The organism is Streptomyces sp. NPDC059371 (genome assembly GCF_042751995.1).
GTDB lineage: Bacteria > Actinomycetota > Actinomycetes > Streptomycetales > Streptomycetaceae > Streptomyces.
Window position 1 is genome coordinate 102,742 of record NZ_JBHYXD010000002.1, and the last position, 18,703, is coordinate 121,444.

General features: G+C 69.7%; 14 protein-coding genes. 11 read left to right on the top strand and 3 right to left on the bottom strand.

The window, feature by feature from the left end:
- Positions 1–294 precede the first annotated feature (294 nt).
- Positions 295–1,593 (top strand): Ig-like domain-containing protein, encoded by a 1,299-nt coding sequence (locus ACFXGX_RS01710; protein WP_384783553.1) that lies wholly within the window; start codon positions 295–297, stop codon positions 1,591–1,593.
- 236 nt (positions 1,594–1,829) lie between these two features.
- Complete coding sequence (locus tag ACFXGX_RS01715; RefSeq protein WP_384783555.1) at positions 1,830–3,233, top strand: glycoside hydrolase family 16 protein; 1,404 nt, start codon at positions 1,830–1,832, stop codon at positions 3,231–3,233.
- 111 nt (positions 3,234–3,344) lie between these two features.
- On the opposite strand, the gene ACFXGX_RS01720 is transcribed toward ACFXGX_RS01715, so the two are convergent.
- A complete protein-coding gene (locus ACFXGX_RS01720) occupies positions 3,345–4,253 on the bottom strand; it encodes a helix-turn-helix domain-containing protein (RefSeq protein ID WP_384783557.1) in 909 nt (302 codons plus the stop codon).
- Positions 4,254–4,399: 146 nt separating this feature from the next.
- Between ACFXGX_RS01720 and tkt the strand changes: the two genes are divergently transcribed.
- The 8 genes from tkt (at position 4,400) to ACFXGX_RS01760 (ending at position 14,005) form a co-directional block, all read left to right on the top strand.
- On the top strand, positions 4,400–6,475 hold the full coding sequence (gene tkt, locus ACFXGX_RS01725) for a transketolase (protein WP_384783559.1): 2,076 nt from the start codon (positions 4,400–4,402) through the stop codon (positions 6,473–6,475).
- Between the two features lie 19 nt (positions 6,476–6,494).
- Positions 6,495–7,664: a transaldolase gene (tal, locus tag ACFXGX_RS01730; RefSeq protein ID WP_384783561.1), complete on the top strand. Its 1,170-nt coding sequence runs from the start codon at positions 6,495–6,497 to the stop codon at positions 7,662–7,664.
- Positions 7,661–9,388, top strand: coding sequence for a glucose-6-phosphate dehydrogenase (zwf, locus tag ACFXGX_RS01735; protein WP_384783563.1), 1,728 nt, complete (start codon positions 7,661–7,663; stop codon positions 9,386–9,388). The genes tal and zwf overlap by 4 nt, the downstream gene beginning before the upstream one ends.
- A complete protein-coding gene (gene opcA, locus ACFXGX_RS01740; protein ID WP_384783564.1) occupies positions 9,385–10,317 on the top strand; it encodes a glucose-6-phosphate dehydrogenase assembly protein OpcA in 933 nt (310 codons plus the stop codon). The genes zwf and opcA overlap by 4 nt, the downstream gene beginning before the upstream one ends.
- The gene (gene pgi / locus ACFXGX_RS01745; protein ID WP_384783566.1) at positions 10,310–11,956 is read left to right on the top strand and encodes a glucose-6-phosphate isomerase; all 1,647 of its coding nucleotides are present in this window, start codon (positions 10,310–10,312) and stop codon (positions 11,954–11,956) included. The genes opcA and pgi overlap by 8 nt, the downstream gene beginning before the upstream one ends.
- Before the next feature lie 7 nt (positions 11,957–11,963).
- The gene (gnd, locus tag ACFXGX_RS01750; RefSeq protein WP_384783568.1) at positions 11,964–12,842 is read left to right on the top strand and encodes a phosphogluconate dehydrogenase (NAD(+)-dependent, decarboxylating); all 879 of its coding nucleotides are present in this window, start codon (positions 11,964–11,966) and stop codon (positions 12,840–12,842) included.
- A 9-nt stretch (positions 12,843–12,851) separates the two neighbouring features.
- Entirely contained in the window at positions 12,852–13,463 is a 612-nt protein-coding gene (locus tag ACFXGX_RS01755) for a histidine phosphatase family protein (RefSeq protein WP_384783570.1), read from the top strand.
- An 86-nt stretch (positions 13,464–13,549) separates the two neighbouring features.
- Positions 13,550–14,005, top strand: coding sequence for a tellurite resistance TerB family protein (locus ACFXGX_RS01760; protein WP_384783572.1), 456 nt, complete (start codon positions 13,550–13,552; stop codon positions 14,003–14,005).
- A gap of 71 nt (positions 14,006–14,076) precedes the next feature.
- On the opposite strand, the gene ACFXGX_RS01765 is transcribed toward ACFXGX_RS01760, so the two are convergent.
- A complete protein-coding gene (locus ACFXGX_RS01765) occupies positions 14,077–15,594 on the bottom strand; it encodes a galactose oxidase-like domain-containing protein (RefSeq protein WP_384783574.1) in 1,518 nt (505 codons plus the stop codon).
- Between the two features lie 33 nt (positions 15,595–15,627).
- The gene (locus ACFXGX_RS01770; RefSeq protein WP_384783576.1) at positions 15,628–15,978 is read right to left on the bottom strand and encodes a hypothetical protein; all 351 of its coding nucleotides are present in this window, start codon (positions 15,976–15,978) and stop codon (positions 15,628–15,630) included.
- Between the two features lie 330 nt (positions 15,979–16,308).
- On the opposite strand from ACFXGX_RS01770, the gene ACFXGX_RS01775 reads away from it, so the two are divergent.
- The gene (locus ACFXGX_RS01775; RefSeq protein WP_384783578.1) at positions 16,309–18,579 is read left to right on the top strand and encodes a Dyp-type peroxidase; all 2,271 of its coding nucleotides are present in this window, start codon (positions 16,309–16,311) and stop codon (positions 18,577–18,579) included.
- Positions 18,580–18,703: the final 124 nt, after the last annotated feature.

Sequence of the window (18,703 nt, forward strand, 5' to 3'; positions counted from 1 at the left end):
ATCCGGCACGCGGAACTCCTCCTTCACGCTTGTGGCCGAAGAAGCCGGAGAGCCGGAGAGCCGGAAAGGGCCCCGGGAACGCGGATCTCACGGAAATCTCAGGGAGCGGGCTGGGCACTTCATACTCTGTTCACAATTCAGAGCGGCCCGGCAACCGTGGATTCAGGCCGTCTCTCCGGGTGTCTTCACCGGAATCTCAGGCTGGGGCAGCCGGATTCAAAGAATCAACCCAGGGAAGTCCCGCAGGATGCACCGGCAGTGATGGTGAGCGAAAGACATGAGGAAAGGCGTTCCGTGGGCGTCCCTGAGATATCGAATCGGCCCGAGTCGGCACCGCGGGACCCGGGGTGGATACGACGGCGTCCGGGACGTCCGGCCTGGTCACGGCGCGGAGTCCTCGCGGCCGTCGGGTCGGCCGTCCCGGCCCTCGCGCTGAGTGGGTGCGGCGGCCCGGCGGGCGCCGCCGAAGGGAAGGACACGAAGGCGGCGGGGGCCGGGGCGAAGGCGAAGTCGCAGGTGAAGACGCAGGTGAAGACGCCGACGGTCACCGTCTCCCCGGCGGACGGTACGAAGAGGGCCGGCTTCACCGCTCCGGTTGTGGTCTCCGTGACGGACGGCACGCTGTCGGCGGTCGAGGTGTCCGGCAACGACGGTTCCACCCTGGCCGGATCCTTCAACGACGACCGTACGCGCTGGACCTCGGCCGGCAATCCGTACTCGGGCACCAAATACACGGTGACGGCGAAAGCGACGGGCGCCGCGGAGCACACCGCGACGTTCGTCACGAAGTCCCCTGGCGAGACGTTCGCCGGCTATTTCACGCCGGAGGCGAATTCGACCTCCGGCGTCGGTATGCCCGTGTCGATCAACTTCACCCACGCCGTGACGGACCGGGCCGCGGTGGAAAAGGCCGTCACGGTGACCGCGGAGCCCGCGGTCGAGGTGGTCGGTCACTGGTTCGGGAACACCCGGCTCGACTTCCGTCCCGCCGAGTACTGGGCGGCCGGCACGAAGATCACGCTGAGTCTGCGCCTCAAGGACGTCGAGGGCGGGGACGGCGTCTACGGCGTCCAGTCCAAGGACGTCACCTTCCACATCGGCCGCCGCCAGGTGAGCACCGTCGACCTCGCGAAGAAGACCATGACCGTCGAGCGGGACGGGACGACGCTCGCGAGCTACCCGGTGAGCGGCGGCGCCCCGGCGCACACCACGTGGTCCGGGATCATGGTGATCAGCGAGCGGTTCAAGGAGACCCGGATGGAGTCCTCCACGGTCGGGCTCGGCGACGAGTACGACATCGCCGACGTGCCGCACGCCCAGCGCCTGACCACCTCGGGCACCTTCATCCACGGCAACTACTGGGCCGCGCCCGCGGTCTTCGGCGCCAGCAACACCAGCCACGGCTGCGTCGGCCTGCACGACACGAAGGGCGCGAACGACGGCTCCGTGCCGGGCTACCGGTTCTACGAGAGTTCGATGCTCGGCGACGTGGTGGTCGTCCGGAACTCGGGCGAGCGGACCGTCGAAGCGTCGAACGGTCTGAACGGCTGGAACCTGTCGTGGGCCGACTGGAAGTCCGGCAGCGCCCTTTGAAGGTCAGGCCCACTGAGCGGACTTCAACTACCCGCCGTGGGGCGCTCATCGGGCCTTCTTCCTTCCTTCACGGCGTGAACTCCCTTTTGGCGTAAGGACTTTCTCGGCTTCACCTCTTGACGACCGGAGTGACAGAGAGCACATTGGCCGCGCACCTTTTTTGAGAGCGCTCTCAAGGTCTCGTGGGAGCGCTCCCCCACCCGCGCACCCCACACTCCGTACGCGAAGAGGCACCCATGAGTGAAACTTCCGGCACACCAAGACGCGGCTCGGTCCGACGCGTCCTCATCGCCGTGCTCAGCACCTTGAGCCTGGCGGCGGCCGCCGCGACCGCGGCCACCCTCCCGGCCAACGCGTCCGCTCCCCCACCCCCCTCCGGCTGGTCCCAGGTCTTCGTCGACGACTTCACCGGGACGGCCGGAAGCGGCGTCAACACCGCCAACTGGCAGTACACGACGGGTACGAGCTACCCGGGCGGGCCGGCCAACTTCGGTACCGGCGAGGTCGAGACGATGACCTCCAGCACCAGCAACGTCGCCCTGGACGGCAGCGGCAACCTGCTGATCACTCCGCGCCGTGACGCCTCGGGCAACTGGACCTCGGGCCGCATCGAGACCAAGCGCACCGACTTCGAGCCCCCCGCCGGGGGCAAGCTGCGCATCGAGTCGCGGCTGCAGATGCCGAACGTGACCGGCGCCGCCGCCAAGGGCTACTGGCCCGCCTTCTGGGCACTCGGCGCGCCGTATCGCGGCAACTACCAGAACTGGCCGGGCGTCGGCGAGCTGGACATCATGGAGAACGTCCAGGGCCTCAACACCGAGTGGGCCACGATGCACTGCGGCACCAGCCCGGGCGGCCCGTGCAACGAGACCAGCGGCATCGGCAACAACACGCCCTGTACCGGCACGACCTGCCAGGCGGGCTTCCACACCTACGCGATGGAGTGGGACAGGTCGACGAGCCCCGAGGAGGTCCGCTTCTACCTCGACGGCGTCAACTTCCACACGGTGAAGGCGAACCAGGTCGACGCGACCACCTGGGCGAACGCCACCAACCACGGCTACTTCGTCATCCTGAACGTGGCGATGGGCGGCGGCTTCCCGGGCGCCTTCGGCGGCGGCCCCGACAGCGGCACGGAACCCGGTCACCCGCTCGTCGTCGACTACGTCCAGGTGCTCCAGGCGGCCGGCAGCGGTGGCGGTGGCACCACTCCGCCGCCCACCGGCAACCGTGACGCCTACAGCGCCATCCAGGCCGAGTCCTACGACAGCCAGTCCGGTGTCGTCAGCGAGACCACGACGGACACCGGCGGCGGCCAGGACATCGGCACCATCGCGAACGGCGACTACGCGCTCTACAAGGGCGTCAACTTCGGCTCCTCGGCGGCCACCCAGTTCTACGGCCGGGTCGCGAGCGGCGCGGCGGGCGGGGTCAGCGGTCTGGTCGAGGTGCGCCTCGACAGCCGTACGAGCACACCGGTCGCGAGCTTCGCGCTGGCCAACACCGGCGGCTGGCAGTCCTGGAGGACCGTACCGGCGAACCTGAGTTCCGTGACCGGAACCCATGACGTCTATCTCACCTTCACCAGCGGCCAGCCGGCGGACTTCGTGAACGTCAACTGGTTCGACTTCGGGCACTGACAAGGGAGGTGACGGGCGGTCACTCGCCCTCCGGTCGTCACCGACAGGAGAGACGACGGGCGGCCACCCGTCGCGGAGCCGAGCGGGACGGACCTACACGGTCCGTCCCGCTCAGCGCAGTTCGGTCCGGAAGGCCACCGGGGTCGCCCCCGTGTGCTGGTGGAAGAACTTCGAGAAGTTGGCCGAGTCGGGGAAGCCGACGGCGGCCCCGACACGCCCGATCGGCATGTCCGTGTGGGCGAGGAGCCGCTTGGCCTCCAGGACGACCCGCTTGTCGATGAACCCCTTGGGTGTCTGGCCGGTGGCGGCCCGCACGGCGCGCACCAGGGTGCGGCGCGAGTATCCGAGGGCGTCGGCGTAGGCGCTGACGCTGTGATTGACGGCGAAGTCCTTCTCGACCGCGTCCCGGAAACGCGTGAACGTGGTGTCCGTGTGCTCGTGGGTCGCCTCGGCGGAGCTCGCCGCCAGGTGGGCGAGGCGCAGCAGGAACGCGGTGAGCGAGTGCCGCAGCACCGCGGTGTGCAGACTGAGCGGCAGCGTGGTCGTGTCGACGTACTCGCGCTCCAGTTGGGTCAGCGCGTGTTCCAGCGCGGCCAGCCGGTCGGCGTCGGGGCGCAGCAGCGGGGGCAGGTCGTAGCGGTAGAGGCCGGTCGCCTCGACGGTCGCACGGGGCAGGAAGCCGGGCTGCATGGTCAGGACGGTGCCGCGGTAGGGGTCGGTGCTGGAGAAGCGGTGCACCTGGCCGGGCCGGATCCACAGGAGGTCGCCCGCGCGGGCCTCGTACTCGGCGAAGTCGACCATGTGCCGTACGGGCCCCTCGCGGAAGAGCATCACGACGTGGAAGTCGATGCGGTGCACGCGTTCCAGCGGGGCGTCGGCGTGCCAGGTGCGTCCGGTTCCCATCGCGCCGACCTGCATGCCCACGCCGGACAGGCTCAGATCGGCCGGAAACGGAAAGGTCCTGATCCCGTCCCGGCCGCTCTCACCGCCGGTGCCGCCTTGGGTGGTTCTGTCGTTCATGTCCTTCTCGCGTCGGCTCGCCACGGCTCCATGTGTCCCACTTTCACCGAAGGCTGACACACGGGCACCTTCCCCAGCAAAAGTCTGACTTTTAGGTTTGAAGGCACAGACCTTGTTTCAGCGCATCCCGTGAGGACTTCTTGAAGATGAGTACGCAGAGCTCCGACGGCTTCACCTGGACCGAGCTCGACCGCCGCGCCGTCGACACCGCCCGCCTTCTGGCCGCCGACGCCGTGCAGAAGGTCGGCAACGGTCACCCCGGGACCGCGATGAGCCTGGCCCCGGCGGCGTACACGCTCTTCCAGAAGGTGATGCGGCACGATCCGGCCGACCCGGAGTGGACGGGCCGCGACCGCTTCGTCCTCTCCCCCGGCCACACCTCGCTGACCCTCTACACCCAGCTCTTCCTGTCAGGTTATGAACTCGGCCTCGACGATCTGAAGGCGTTCCGCACCCACGGGTCCAAGACGCCCGGCCACCCCGAGTACGGGCACACCGCGGGCGTGGAGACCACGACCGGCCCGCTCGGCCAGGGTGCCGCCAACGCGGTGGGCATGGCGATGGCGGCCCGCTACGAGCGCGGCCTGTTCGACCCCGAGGCCCCCGAGGGCGAGTCCCCGTTCGACCACACCATCTGGGCGATCGTCTCCGACGGCGACCTGGAGGAGGGCATCTCGGCGGAGGCGTCCTCGCTCGCCGGCCACCAGAGGCTCGGCAACCTCGTCTTCGTCTACGACGACAACCACATCTCCATCGAGGGCGACACGGCGACCGCCTTCTCCGAGGACGTACTGGGGCGCTACGAGTCGTACGGCTGGCACGTGCAGCGCGTCGAGCCCTCGCCCGACGGCGACATCGACGTCCACGCCCTGTACACCGCGCTCACGGCCGCGCGGGCCGAGACCGGGCGTCCGTCCCTCATCGCGATGCGCACCGTCATCGCCTGGCCGGCGCCGAACGCGCGGAACACCGAGGCCTCGCACGGCTCGGCGCTGGGCGCCGAGGAGATCGCCGCCACCAAGCGGCTCCTGGGCTTCGACCCGGAGCAGGCCTTCCAGGTCGACGCCGACGTGCTGGCCCACGCCCGTCAGGCCCTGGACCGGGGCGCCGAGGCGCACGCCGGCTGGGACAAGCGGATCGGCGCGTGGCGCACCGAACGGCCCGAGAACGCGAAGCTCTTCGACCGGATCGTCGCAGGCCAGCTTCCCGAGGGATGGGAGAGCGTGCTGCCGGTGTTCGAGGAGGGCGGGTCCGTCGCCACCCGCGCCGCGTCCGGCACGGTCCTGAAGGCGCTCGGTGGCGTGCTCCCCGAGCTGTGGGGCGGCTCCGCCGACCTCGCCGGCTCGAACAACACCACGATCGACAAGACCTCCTCCTTCCTCCCGGCGGACAACCCGCTGCCGGAGGCGAACCCGTACGGCCGCACGATCCACTTCGGTATCCGCGAGCACTCCATGGCCGCGGAGATGAACGGCATCGCGCTGCACGGCAACACCCGTATCTACGGCGGCACCTTCCTGGTGTTCTCCGACTACATGCGCAACGCCGTCCGCCTCTCCGCCCTGATGCAGCTCCCGGTGACGTACGTGTGGACGCACGACTCCATCGGTCTCGGCGAGGACGGCCCCACCCACCAGCCGGTCGAGCACCTGGCCTCGCTCCGGGCCATCCCCGGCCTCAACATCGTCCGTCCCGCGGACGCCAACGAGACGGCCGTCGCCTGGGCCGAGATCCTCAAGCGGCACGCCACGAACCCGGCTCCGCACGGTCTGGCCCTCACCCGTCAGGGCGTACCGACCTACCCGGCCAACCCCGACGCGGCGCGCGGCGGTTACGTCCTGCGGGACGCCTCCACCGGGACCCCGGACGTCCTCCTCGTCGCGACCGGATCCGAGGTGCAGCTCGCCGTCGCGGCGCGTGAGCTGCTGGAGGCCGAGGGCGTGGGCACCCGCGTGGTGTCGATGCCGTCCGTCGAGTGGTTCGAGGAGCAGTCCCCCGAGTACCGCGCGAGCGTCCTTCCGCCGTCCGTGAAGGCCCGCGTGGCGGTCGAAGCCGGGATCGGGCTGACCTGGTACCGGTACGTCGGTGACGCCGGACGCATCGTCTCGCTGGAGCACTTCGGCGCCTCGGCCGACGCCGGGACCCTGTTCACCGAGTTCGGCTTCACCCCCGAGAACGTCGCCGCCGCCGCGCGGGAATCTCTTGCCGCAGTCCGCGGTTGATCCGTTCGCACAAAGGAAGATGATCACTGTGACCGAAGCAACCGCGCCCGCGGTAATCCTGAAGCGCCTCTCCGACGAAGGCGTCTCGATCTGGCTCGACGACCTCTCCCGCAAGCGGATCGAGTCCGGCAACCTGGCCGAACTCGTCGCGACCCGCCATGTGGTGGGCGTGACCACCAACCCGTCCATCTTCCAGGCCGCCATCGGCTCCGGTGAGGGCTACGAGCAGCAGCTCGCCGACCTCGCCGTGCGCGGGGTGACGGTCGACGAGGCCGTCCGGATGATGACGACCGCGGACGTGCGCGCCGCCGCGGACATCCTGCGCCCGGTGTACGAGGCGACCGGCGGACGGGACGGCCGGGTCTCCATCGAGGTCGACCCCCGGCTGGCCCACGACACCACCGCGACCATCGCCGAGGCCAAGCAGCTCGCCTGGCTGGTCGACCGCCCGAACGTGATGATCAAGATCCCGGCGACGAAGGCCGGCCTCCCGGCGATCACCGAGGTCATCGGCCTCGGCATCAGCGTCAACGTCACGCTGATCTTCTCCCTGGAGCGCTACCGCGAGGTCATGGACGCCTATCTGGCGGGCCTGGAGCGGGCGCTGGCCGCGGGCATCGACCTCACCGGCATCCACTCCGTCGCCTCCTTCTTCGTCTCCCGCGTCGACAGCGAGATCGACAAGCGGCTCGCGAAGACCGGCACGGACGAGGCCCTCGCGCTCAAGGGCAGGGCCGCGCTCGCCAACGCGCGACTGGCCTTCGAGGCCTACGAGGACGTCTTCGGCTCGGTCGACGGCTCGGCGCGAGGCGGCGACCGCTGGACCGCGCTCGCCCCGGCCGGGGCCCAGAAGCAGCGTCCGCTGTGGGCCTCCACGGGCGTCAAGGACCCCGCGTACAAGGACACCCTGTACGTCGACGAGCTGGTCGCGCCCGGCACGGTCAACACCATGCCGGAGGGGACGCTGAACGCCACCGCGGACCACGGTGACATCCACGGCGACGCGGTGACCGGCGGTTACCCTCAGGCGCGTGCCGATCTGGCCGCGGTCGAGGCGCTCGGGATCTCGTACGACGAGGTCGTCGGGCAACTGGAGGACGAGGCCGTCGCGAAGTTCGAGGCGGCCTGGGAGGACCTCCTCGACGCGGTGGCGACCTCGCTGCGCGGCAAGGGAGCTGAAGGGGAATGACCAAGGGTGAGGCGCTTTCCGACGGCGACCCGAAGGATGCGGCCGCCGCGCCGCAGGGATCCGGTGACCAGGCCGTGGAACAGGACGGCCTGACGCACGGAGCCCCGGCCGAGGCGCTCGGCGTCCCGGGGGCCGGGGTCCTCGCCGACGCGCCCGGCGACTCGGCGGCCGAGGTCCTCGCCCAGGCGCTCGGTGTGGCGGCCGACCGGGACAATCCGCTGCGCGACCCGCGCGACCGCCGGCTCCCCCGGATCGCGGGCCCCTCCGGCCTGGTCATCTTCGGTGTCACCGGTGACCTGTCCCGCAAGAAGCTGATGCCGGCCGTGTACGACCTGGCCAACCGGGGTCTGCTGCCGCCGGGCTTCTCGCTCCTCGGGTTCGCCCGCCGCGAGTGGGAGGACCAGGACTTCGCGCAGGTGGTGCACGACTCGGTGCGCGAGCACGCGCGGACCGAGTTCCGCGAGGAGGTCTGGCAGCAGCTCGCCGAGGGCATGCGGTTCATCCCCGGCGACTTCGACGACGACACGGCGTTCAAGCAACTGAGCGCGGCCGTTGACGAGTTGGACGCATCCCGGGGCACCAGCGGCAACTACGCCTTCTACCTCTCCGTACCGCCGAAGTTCTTCCCGAAGGTGGTACGGCAGCTCAAGAGGCACGGTCTGGCGAGCGCTCCCGAGGGATCCTGGCGGCGCGCGGTGATCGAGAAGCCGTTCGGTCACGACCTGGCGAGCGCCCGCGAGCTGAACCGGATCGTGCACGACGTGTTCGACCCGGACCAGGTGTTCCGGATCGACCACTACCTCGGCAAGGAGACCGTCCAGAACATCCTGGCGCTCCGCTTCGCCAACCAGATGTACGAGCCCGTCTGGAACCGGTCGTACGTCGACCACGTCCAGATCACCATGGCCGAGGACATCGGCATCGGCGGCCGGGCCGGCTACTACGACGGCATCGGCTCCGCCCGGGACGTGATCCAGAACCACCTGCTCCAGCTCATGGCGCTGACCGCCATGGAGGAACCGGCCGCCTTCGACGCCGAGTCGCTGCTGGCCGAGAAGCTCAAGGTCCTCAGGGCCGTGAAGCTGCCGGAGAACCTGGGCGAGCACACCGTACGCGGCCAGTACGCGGCGAGCTGGCAGGGCGGCGCGAGGGTGCGCGGCTACCTCCAGGAGGACGGCATCGACCCGGCGTCGACGACCGACACCTACGCCGCCGTCAAGCTCCAGGTCGACAACCGCCGTTGGGCGGGTGTCCCCTTCTACCTGCGGACCGGCAAGCGGCTGGGCCGCCGGGTCACCGAGATCGCGGTCGTCTTCCAGCGCGCCCCGCACTCCCCGTTCGACTCCACGGCCACCGAGGAGCTCGGCGCGAACGCGATCGTCATCCGCGTCCAGCCCGACGAGGGCATGACCGTGCGCTTCGGATCCAAGGTGCCGGGTACCTCCATGGAGATCCGGGACGTCACCATGGACTTCGCGTACGGCGAGTCGTTCACCGAGTCCAGCCCGGAGGCGTACGAACGGCTGATCCTGGATGTCCTGCTCGGCGACGCCAATCTCTTCCCCCGCCACCAGGAGGTGGAAGAGTCCTGGAAGATCCTCGACCCGATCGAGGGGTACTGGGAGAGCCACGGCACGCCCGCGCAGTACCCCTCGGGCAGTTGGGGCCCGGAGGAAGCCGACGAGATGCTCGCACGAGACGGACGGAGCTGGCGCAGGCCATGAAGATCGACCTGACCGACACCACGGCAAGCAAGATCAACAAGGCGCTCGTACGGGGGCGCCGTGCCATCGGCACCCCCGCCGTGGGCATGGTCCTGACGATGGTCATCGTCACCGACGAGGAGAACGCGTACGACTCCATCAAGGCGGCCGAGGAGGCATCGCGGGAGCACCCCTCGCGCACCCTCGTCGTCATCAAGCGCGTCGCCCGCACCCCGCGCGACCGCACCAACTCCCGCCTCGACGCCGAGGTGCGCGTCGGCTCGGACGCGGGCACCGGCGAGACGGTCGTCCTGCGGACGTACGGCGAGGTCTCGGACCACGCCGACTCGGTGGTCCTGCCGCTGCTGCTGCCGGACGCCCCCGTCGTCGTCTGGTGGCCGGTGGACGCGCCCGCCAATCCGGTCAAGGACCCGCTGGGCGCCCTCGCCCAGCGCCGGATCACCGACATGTACGCCGTCGAGACACCGCTCCAGGCGCTGGACGCCCGCGCCGCCTCGTACGCGCCGGGCGACACCGACCTGGCCTGGACCCGGCTCACCCCCTGGCGTTCCATGCTGGCGGCGGCCCTCGACCAGGCCCGTACGAAGGTGATCTCGGCGACCGTCGAGAGCGAGGCGCAGAACCCGAGCGCCGAACTGCTGGCCCGCTGGCTGGAGGCCCGCCTCCGGGTCAAGACCGACCGTGTCGTCACCGCGGGCCCCGTGGTGACCGCCGTCCGGCTCGGCACCGAGAACGGCGAGATCGTCATCGACCGCCCCGAGGGCCCGCTGGCGACCCTGTCCCTGCCGGGTCAGCCCTCCCGCACCCTCGCGCTGAAGGTGCGGTCCACCTCCGAGCTGATCGCCGAGGAACTGCGCCGCCTGGACGCGGACGAGATGTACGCCATCGCCCTGCGCGGCGAGGCCCCCAAGGAGACCCCCCGTGTCTGACTACCCCAAGCCCACCCGCCGTCCGGAGTGGGTGGCCCTGGAGGACCACCGCGCGACCGCGCTGCTCCACCCGCGGCTGCGTGACCTGTTCGCCGCCGACCCCGCGCGCGCCGAGCGCCATGTCGTGCGGGTCGGCGATCTGCGGATCGACTACTCCAAGCACCTGATCACCGACGAGACCCTGGCCCTGCTCCAGGAACTCGCCGTCGCCACGGACGTGTTCGGGCTGCGGGACGCGATGTTCCGGGGCGAGAGGATCAACACGACCGAGGACCGGGCGGTGCTGCACACGGCGCTGCGGGCGCCGCGGGACGCGGTGGTCGAGGTCGACGGGGAGAACGTCGTGCCAGCCGTGCACGCGGTCCTGGACAAGATGGCGGACTTCGCCGGGCGGGTCCGCTCGGGCGAGTGGACCGGGCACACCGGCAAGCGCATCAAGAACGTCGTGAACGTCGGCATCGGCGGCTCCGACCTCGGCCCCGCCATGGCCTACGAGGTGCTGCGGCCGTTCACCGACCGTTCGCTGACCGTGCGGTTCGTGTCGAACGTGGACGGCGCCGACCTGCACGAGGCCGTGCGGGACCTGGACCCGGCGGAGACGCTGTTCGTCATCGCCTCCAAGACCTTCACCACGATCGAGACGATCACGAACGCCACCTCCGCGCGCTCCTGGCTGCTCGCCGGGCTCGGTGAGGAGAAGGCGGTCGCGAAGCACTTCGTGGCGCTGTCGACGAACGCGGAGAAGGTGTCGGACTTCGGCATCGACACGGCGAACATGTTCGAGTTCTGGGACTGGGTCGGCGGGCGCTACTCGTTCGACTCGGCGATCGGCCTGTCGCTGATGATCGCGATCGGCCCGGACCGCTTCCGCGAGATGCTCGACGGTTTCCACCTCGTCGACGAGCACTTCCGCACGGCTCCGGCGGAGGCCAACGCGCCTTTGCTGATGGGCCTGCTGGGCATCTGGTACGGCAACTTCCACGACGCGCAGTCGCACGCCGTGCTGCCGTACTCGCACTATCTGTCGAAGTTCACGGCCTACCTCCAGCAGCTCGACATGGAGTCCAACGGCAAGTCCGTGGACCGTGACGGCAGCCCGGTGGAGTGGCAGACGGGACCGGTGGTGTGGGGCACGCCCGGCACCAACGGCCAGCACGCCTACTACCAGTTGATCCACCAGGGCACGAAGCTGATCCCCGCCGACTTCATCGGCTTCGTCAACCCGGTCGGCGAACTGAGCGACGAACTCGCGGCGCAGCACGACCTGTTGATGGCGAACTTCTTCGCCCAGACTCAGGCGCTGGCGTTCGGCAAGACCCCGGAGGAGGTCCGCGCCGAGGGCGTGCCCGAGGAACTGGTGCCGCACAAGACGTTCCAGGGCAACCACCCCACGACCACGATCCTCGCCGCCGAACTGACCCCCTCGGTCCTCGGCCAGCTCATCGCCCTCTACGAGCACAAGGTGTTCGTCCAGGGCGCCGTCTGGAACATCGACTCCTTCGACCAGTGGGGCGTCGAACTCGGCAAGGTGCTCGCCAAGCGCGTCGAACCCGCCCTGACCGAGGGCGCCGACGTCCCCGGACTCGATCCCTCCACGGCCGCTCTCGTGGCCGCTTACCGCACTCTCCGGAAGAAGTGAACTGACAATGCAGCTCGGACTCATCGGTCTCGGCAAGATGGGCGGCAACATGCGCGAGCGCATACGCCGCGCCGGCCACACCGTCGTCGGCTACGACCGTAATCCGGACCTCGCCGACGTGCACAGCCTCGCCGAACTCGTGAGCAGCCTCGAAGGCCCGCGCGTGGTCTGGGTGATGGTGCCGGCCGGCGCCCCCACCCAGACCGTCATCGACGAACTCGGTGACCTGCTGGAGGCCGGCGACACGGTCGTGGACGGCGGCAACTCCCGCTGGACGGACGACGAGAAGCACGCCGGGGAGCTGGCGGCCAAGGGCATCGGCTTCGTCGACGCCGGTGTCTCGGGCGGAGTGTGGGGCCTGGAGAACGGCTACGCGCTGATGGTCGGCGGCGACGCCGAGAACATCGAGAAGGTGCGCCCGGTCTTCGACGCGCTCAAGCCGGAGGGCGACTTCGGCTTCGTGCACGCCGGCAAGGTGGGCGCGGGCCACTTCTCCAAGATGGTCCACAACGGCATCGAGTACGCCATGATGCAGGCGTACGCCGAGGGCTGGGAGCTCCTGGAGAAGGTCGACTCGGTCACCGACGTACGTGAGGTGTTCCGCTCCTGGCAGGAGGGCACGGTCATCCGTTCCTGGCTGCTCGACCTCGCGGTCAACGCCCTGGACGACGACGAGCACCTGGACAAGCTGCGCGGTCACGCGGAGGACTCCGGCGAGGGCCGCTGGACCGTCGAGGCGGCCATCGACAACGCCGTTCCGCTGCCCGCCATCACGGCCTCGCTCTTCGCCCGCTTCGCCTCGCGGCAGGACGACTCGCCGCAGATGAAGATGATCGCGGCGCTGCGCAACCAGTTCGGCGGCCACGCCGTCGAGTCGGCGAAGTAGGGAAGGACCATGGGCGATCTCATCCTGGTCCGCCACGGAGAGACCGAGTGGACACTGACGGGACAGCACACGAGCTGGACCGATCTTCCGCTCACCACGCACGGCGAGGAGCAGGCCAAGTCCCTCGCGCCGTTCTTCGCCGGGCGCTCCTTCGCCCAGGTCCTCACCAGTCCCCTCGGCCGCGCGGTCCGGACGGCCGAACTCGCGGGGCTGTCCGGCCCGCGGATCGACCCCGATCTGCACGAGTGGGACTACGGCGGCTACGAGGGGATCACCACCCGCGCCATCCACCGGGCCCGGCCCGGCTGGGTGCTGTGGGACGACGGGGTGCCGCCCGGCCCGGACGGCCACCCCGGTGAATCACCCCGTGAGGTGGGCGTGCGCGCCGACCGGGTGCTCTCCCGGGTGGACGCCGCGCTCTGTGACCGGCCCGGTGATGTGGTGCTGGTGGCGCACGCGCACTTCCTGCGGGTGCTCACCGCCCGCCGGCTGGGGCTGCCGCCCGAGTCGGGGCGGCTGTTCCAGCTCGCGACCGGGACCGTCAGCCGGCTGTCCACCGAACACGGGGATCCCGTGATCGCCGCGTGGAATCAACCGGGAACTTCCGTCACGGTCCACTAGTTTCCACCGTGCTGCTGTACAAACCGAGGAGCTTTCCGGTCCGCCCGCCCGGGCGGACCGGGCTCTTGACTACTTATGGAGTTCTCATGGCCCTGTGGGACCGCATCAAGGAATCCGCGTCGACGATGCAGACCCAGCTCGTGGCGAAGAAGAACGACCTCAAGAGCGGCGCCTTCCGTGACGCGAGCATGGCCATGTGCGCCCTGGTCGCGGCGGCGGACGGCGCGATCGACCCGTCCGAGCGGCAGCGTGTGGCCCAGCTCATCGCGACGAACGAGGTCCTGCAGAACTTCGACGCCGTGGACCTGCAGCGCCGTTTCGACGACAACCTGAACAAGCTGACCGCCGACTTCGCCTTCGGCAAGGTCAGCGTTCTCCAGGAGATCGCCAAGGCGAAGAAGAAGCCCGCCGAGGCGCGCGCCGTCATCCAGATCGGCATCGTCATCGGCGGCGCCGACGGCGACTTCGACAAGACCGAGCAGGCCGTCGTGCGCGAGGCGTGCTTCACGCTCGACCTGCCGCCGCACGAGTTCGACCTTTAGGGCGCCCTGGCGGTGATGGAGCCGAATGCTCTGAGGACCTCCGAAGAGCGGAGGTCCTCAGAGCCGGACGGTTACCGCGGGCTGAGGCCGGACCCCCGGGTCTGGCCGCCGGAGGCCGGCTTGATCTGGACCCAGCCGGCGGTACTGGGTACGCCCTCCTCGTTGAGGAGGAAGAGCATGTAGTAGCCGGGCGGGGCGGCGTTGGCCGACGGAGGTGCCTGCAGTTCGAGGAAGCTGCCGCTGCGGCTCTTGATCCGCAGGTCGAGGTGGCGCTGGCTGGTGTTGACCGAGTGGGTCGCGGTGGTCGGTGCCAGCAGGACGGCACGGGTGACGTCGGCGGCGGTGCTGCTGCTCACCGTGATCTTCTCGTTGTATCCGACGGACGGGTTGAACACGGTTCCGAGCTGGGGACGGCTGCCCTGCTGGAGGTAGGCCGGCTCGTAGATCTCGATACTGCCGTTCATGTCGTCGGTGATGTCGGGGTCGTTGGCGAGCTGCTGGAGCTCGTCACCGGTGACCATCACCCGGCCGTCCGGGAGCACCACGGCGTTGGAGTGGTAGCCGCGCGGCAGCCGCTGCGCCGGGCCCAGCTTCCAGTTGCCCTTCTCGTCGCGCAGTTCGATCTGGCGGTACTTCAGATCCGCGTTGGGGTTGTACGGGCCGTTGCCGTAGTCACGGATGTCGAAGGCGCCGTTGACGGTCATCAGGGTCCCGTCCGGCATGAGCAGGGTGTCGTCCTGGGTGCGGCCGAAGGCTCTCGCCTTCTCCTTGCTCCACTGGCCGCCGACCAGCTGATACGTGTTCGGGTCGTTCCGGTCCCCGCCGAGCACCAGCACCGAGTCCGGGCCCTTGAAGCCCGCCGGGAGCGGCACGGCCGAACCGTAGTTGCGCGGCATGTTGTCCGGCCGGGGTGCCAGGTCCGTCCGGGTCTCGGCGGCGGGGTCGAACTTCCACTGCTGCTCGGGGTCGCGGCCCAGGCCGTAGATCTTGCCGTCCCGCAGTGAGAAGAGGTGCGGGTAGTCCCGCTTGAACGGGGCGTCGGCCTTGAAGAGTTCCGGCGCCCAGCCCTCCGGCTTGTCCGTCTTGGCCGTGGGCACCGGCTTGTTCAGGGCGGGGAAGCGCTCGACGATCGAGGTGGGGGTGCCCCAGCCGAGCTCCGACTGGCCGGACATGATCAGCTGCCGCCCGTCCGCGCCGGTCACCACCGACGGGTACCACCGGCCGACCACCATGTCCTGGTTCTGGTACCACTTCTCCTCCCACGGGTCGAAGACGAGGGAGAGCTTGGCGCCGCTACCGCCGTTGCCGCCGAGGTTGCCGCCGAAGACGCCGAGCATCCCATTGGGCAGGAAGGAATGACCGGCGCAGAAGAACGGCGCGGGACGGGGCTGGTTGAGCCCGTCCGGCATGTTGATCACGGGCGGTGTGACCTTGGTGAACGAGCCCGGTCCTGTGCCCTTGGCCGGATCCCACAGGTAGGCGCGGCCCGCGTTCTCCTTGCCGATGGTGTCGGTCGGGGCCGGCTCCTTCTGGGGGTTGCTCTCGATACGTTCGAAGGAGAACAGCAGCACCTTGCCGGTGGGCAGCATGGCGATGTGCGCGGCGAAGTCCGGGGACTGGAATTACTCCCGGAACCTGCCGGCGTCCAGCGCGTCGAAGTCCGCGTTGACCTTGGACTGGGAGGCCGCGAGCGCCTTGAGCCGCTCGGTGCGGGTGGTCTGCGGGTACTCGCCGACGGCCTTGATGGCCTTCCTGGTCATGGCGTGTTCCTCGGCGTGCTCCTCGCCGATGACTTTCGCCTCGTCCGGGTCGGCCTTCGCCCGGTCGGCCGAGGGGGCGTCACCGCCGTGCCCGTGGGCGGCGGCCGGGCCGGACGACAGCACGGTGAGGGTCAGCGCGGAGACGGCACACGCGGAGAGCGTCGCGGACAGCATCCTTCTGGACAACGGCCCGGTCAGGTTCCTACGGGACATGGGACTCCTTGCGAGAGAGAGGGCAGGGTGCGCGGCGGTGTCGTCGCGGCCGCGCCGTGTCACCGACCCGATGGCGGGCACATGACGCGAGCACATGACTACTCACAGTGTTCAGGGCCCGGTCGCCCGCTGTCGCGTGGTGCCGGGCGGGCGAGTGACCTCCCGGCAGCCGAACGAGTCAGAACCCTTGCAGGACAGGGGTTTTGCGTCACGGCACACGCCTGCCGACAGGCCCGTCCGGCGACGCCCCCACCCCTTCATCGATCACACGGCGTAGCGTCGCGATTACTATGATCATTACATGGCATATGCGACTGTCAAGGAGGAGATGTGTCAGAACAGACCAGGCTGCGCGAGAGCGACGACATCCAGGGCGATGTGATCGCTGGCTTCAAGAAGGACCGCATGACGCTGCTCTTCCTCAAGTTCGAGGACCCCGCGCGGGCCCGTACCTGGGTGAAGCGGCTGGCATCCCAGATCTCCACCACCAGACAGGTGGCCGCCTTCAACGCGGCGTTCAGCAAGGCCAGGCAGTCCACCGGCGGCGACGACCCGCAGGCGCTGAAGGCCACCTGGACGAACGTCAGCTTCACCCACGAGGGCCTGAAGGTCCTCGTGGGCGGCAAGGACCCCCTGCCCTCGGTGCGGAAGGGCGGCACTCTGGAGGCGTTCAAGGAGGGGTCCCACAAACGCTCACTGGGCGACACCGGCGACAGCTCACCCGAGAACTGGCTGTTCGGGGACGGCAAGGGCCAGACCGTGCACGCCGTGATCACCGTCGCCTCCGACACCGCCGACGGGCTCCAGGACGCGTTGACCGCCCAGCGCGAGGCAGCCGCGCAGGCCAAGATCGTGATCGTGTTCCAGCAGAACGGCGCCACGCTGCCGGGCACCCGCCGCGGAAAGGAACACTTCGGTTTCAAGGACGGGGTCAGCGAGCCGGGGGTGACCGGCTTCGACGAGCCCGACCCGAAGCAACCGGAGTACGTCAAGGACCACCCGGGCACCCGGCTGGTCCCGCCCGGCGAGTTCGTCATCGGGCACGACCGGGTCGGCGGGATTCCGTACGACGAGATGCCGGAGTGGGCGGTCAACGGCAGCTTCCAGGTGGTGCGCCGGCTCGCTCAGGACGTGCCGGGCTGGTGGGCCCAGGTCGCCGCGCAGCTGAAGGTCCTGAGGAAGGCGAAAGCGGTACCGGACGAGGCGACCGCCGAATGGCTGGCCGCCCGGATGGTGGGCCGTTGGCGCTCGGGCACTCCCGTCGCCAAGTGCCCGCACGCCGACATGCCCGACAACGCCCTCGCGGGCCAGGACAACGACTTCGGCTACCGCAACGACCCGGAGGGGTTCACCACCCCGCTCTTCTCCCACCTGCGCAAGACCAACCCCCGGGACGGCCTGCAGGAGAAGCCCGGCACGGACCCGTTCCCCGAGAAACCGGTCATGGACCGACGCCGGATCATCCGCCGCGGCGCCCCCTACGGTGCGCCCTTCGACCCGGCCTCGGACGGCCCTGGCGGCCCCGACCACCCGCGCGGTCTGCTCTTCGTCTGCTACCAGTCCGACCTCGTCGAGCAGTTCGAGTTCATCCAGAAGATGTGGATCGACAACGTCGACTTCCCGCCGAACCGCCCGGCGAAGCCCGGCCCCGACCCGATGGTCGGCCTCACCGGCAAGGTCAGCTTCGAGACCCCCGCCGCGACGACCGAGCTGAGCTTCCATCAGTTCGTCACCACCGAGGGCTCGGTCTACGCCTTCGTCCCCTCGCTCACCACACTGCGACTGCTGGGCGACGGCCGCCTCACCGACAAGCTCCCTGACGCCGTCCGGCCGACCGACGCCTTCCTCCCGATTCCCGATCGCCAGCGGGACAACGGCAAGAGCTGGTACTGGGCCTACGGCACCGGCGGCGACGGACCGGTCTGCCGCACCGTCTCCATCGCCGACGGCGACGAGCACAAGGACGTCGTCGAGCGCTCCGACCGGCCCCTGGCCACCTGGCCGTGCTACATCGGCGTGTCGAAGGTGGACGCGATCCTGCCGGTGCCGGACGAGCAGCGTGTGGGCGGCCGGAGCCGGTACTGGCTGTTCCACACCGTCGAAGGCCGCCAGGTCTACCGGCTGATCTCGATCGCGGACCGAGCGGAGTCCGGACTCGATCCCGAGGCGGCGGGCGCCGTCGACCGGCCCGACCGGCCGATCTCGGCCTGGGCCTCGTTCAACGGAATCGAGCAGGTGGACGCTTTCCTGCCGGTGCCCGACATGCAGCGCCAGAACGGGAAGAGCTACTACTGGCTCTTCCACTCCTCCCTGGGGCAGCAGGTCTACCGGCTGATCTCGATCGCCGACGGCTCCGCGCACAACGACGTGATCGAGCGCGGCGACCGTTCGCTCGGTCTGTGGCAGTCGCTGGCCGGCGTCTCCCGCGTGGACGAGTTCCTCGCCGTGCCGGACATGCAGCGCATCAACGGGCTGAGCCTGTTCTGGGTGTTCCACCAGGAGAAATACCGGATCATCTGCATCGCCGACGGCCACGGGCACAACGACCAGGTGACGGTCGAGGACCGCCCGATCACCCTGTGGAAGTCCCTGACCGGCTGAGGCCCGCCGGTGGTGGGGGGGGGCCCCGGGGGCCCCGGGCCCCCCCCCCCCCCCCCCCCCCCCCCCCCCCCCCGCCCCGGCGCCCCCCCGGGCGGGGGGGGATACAGAAACCCCCGCCCCCACA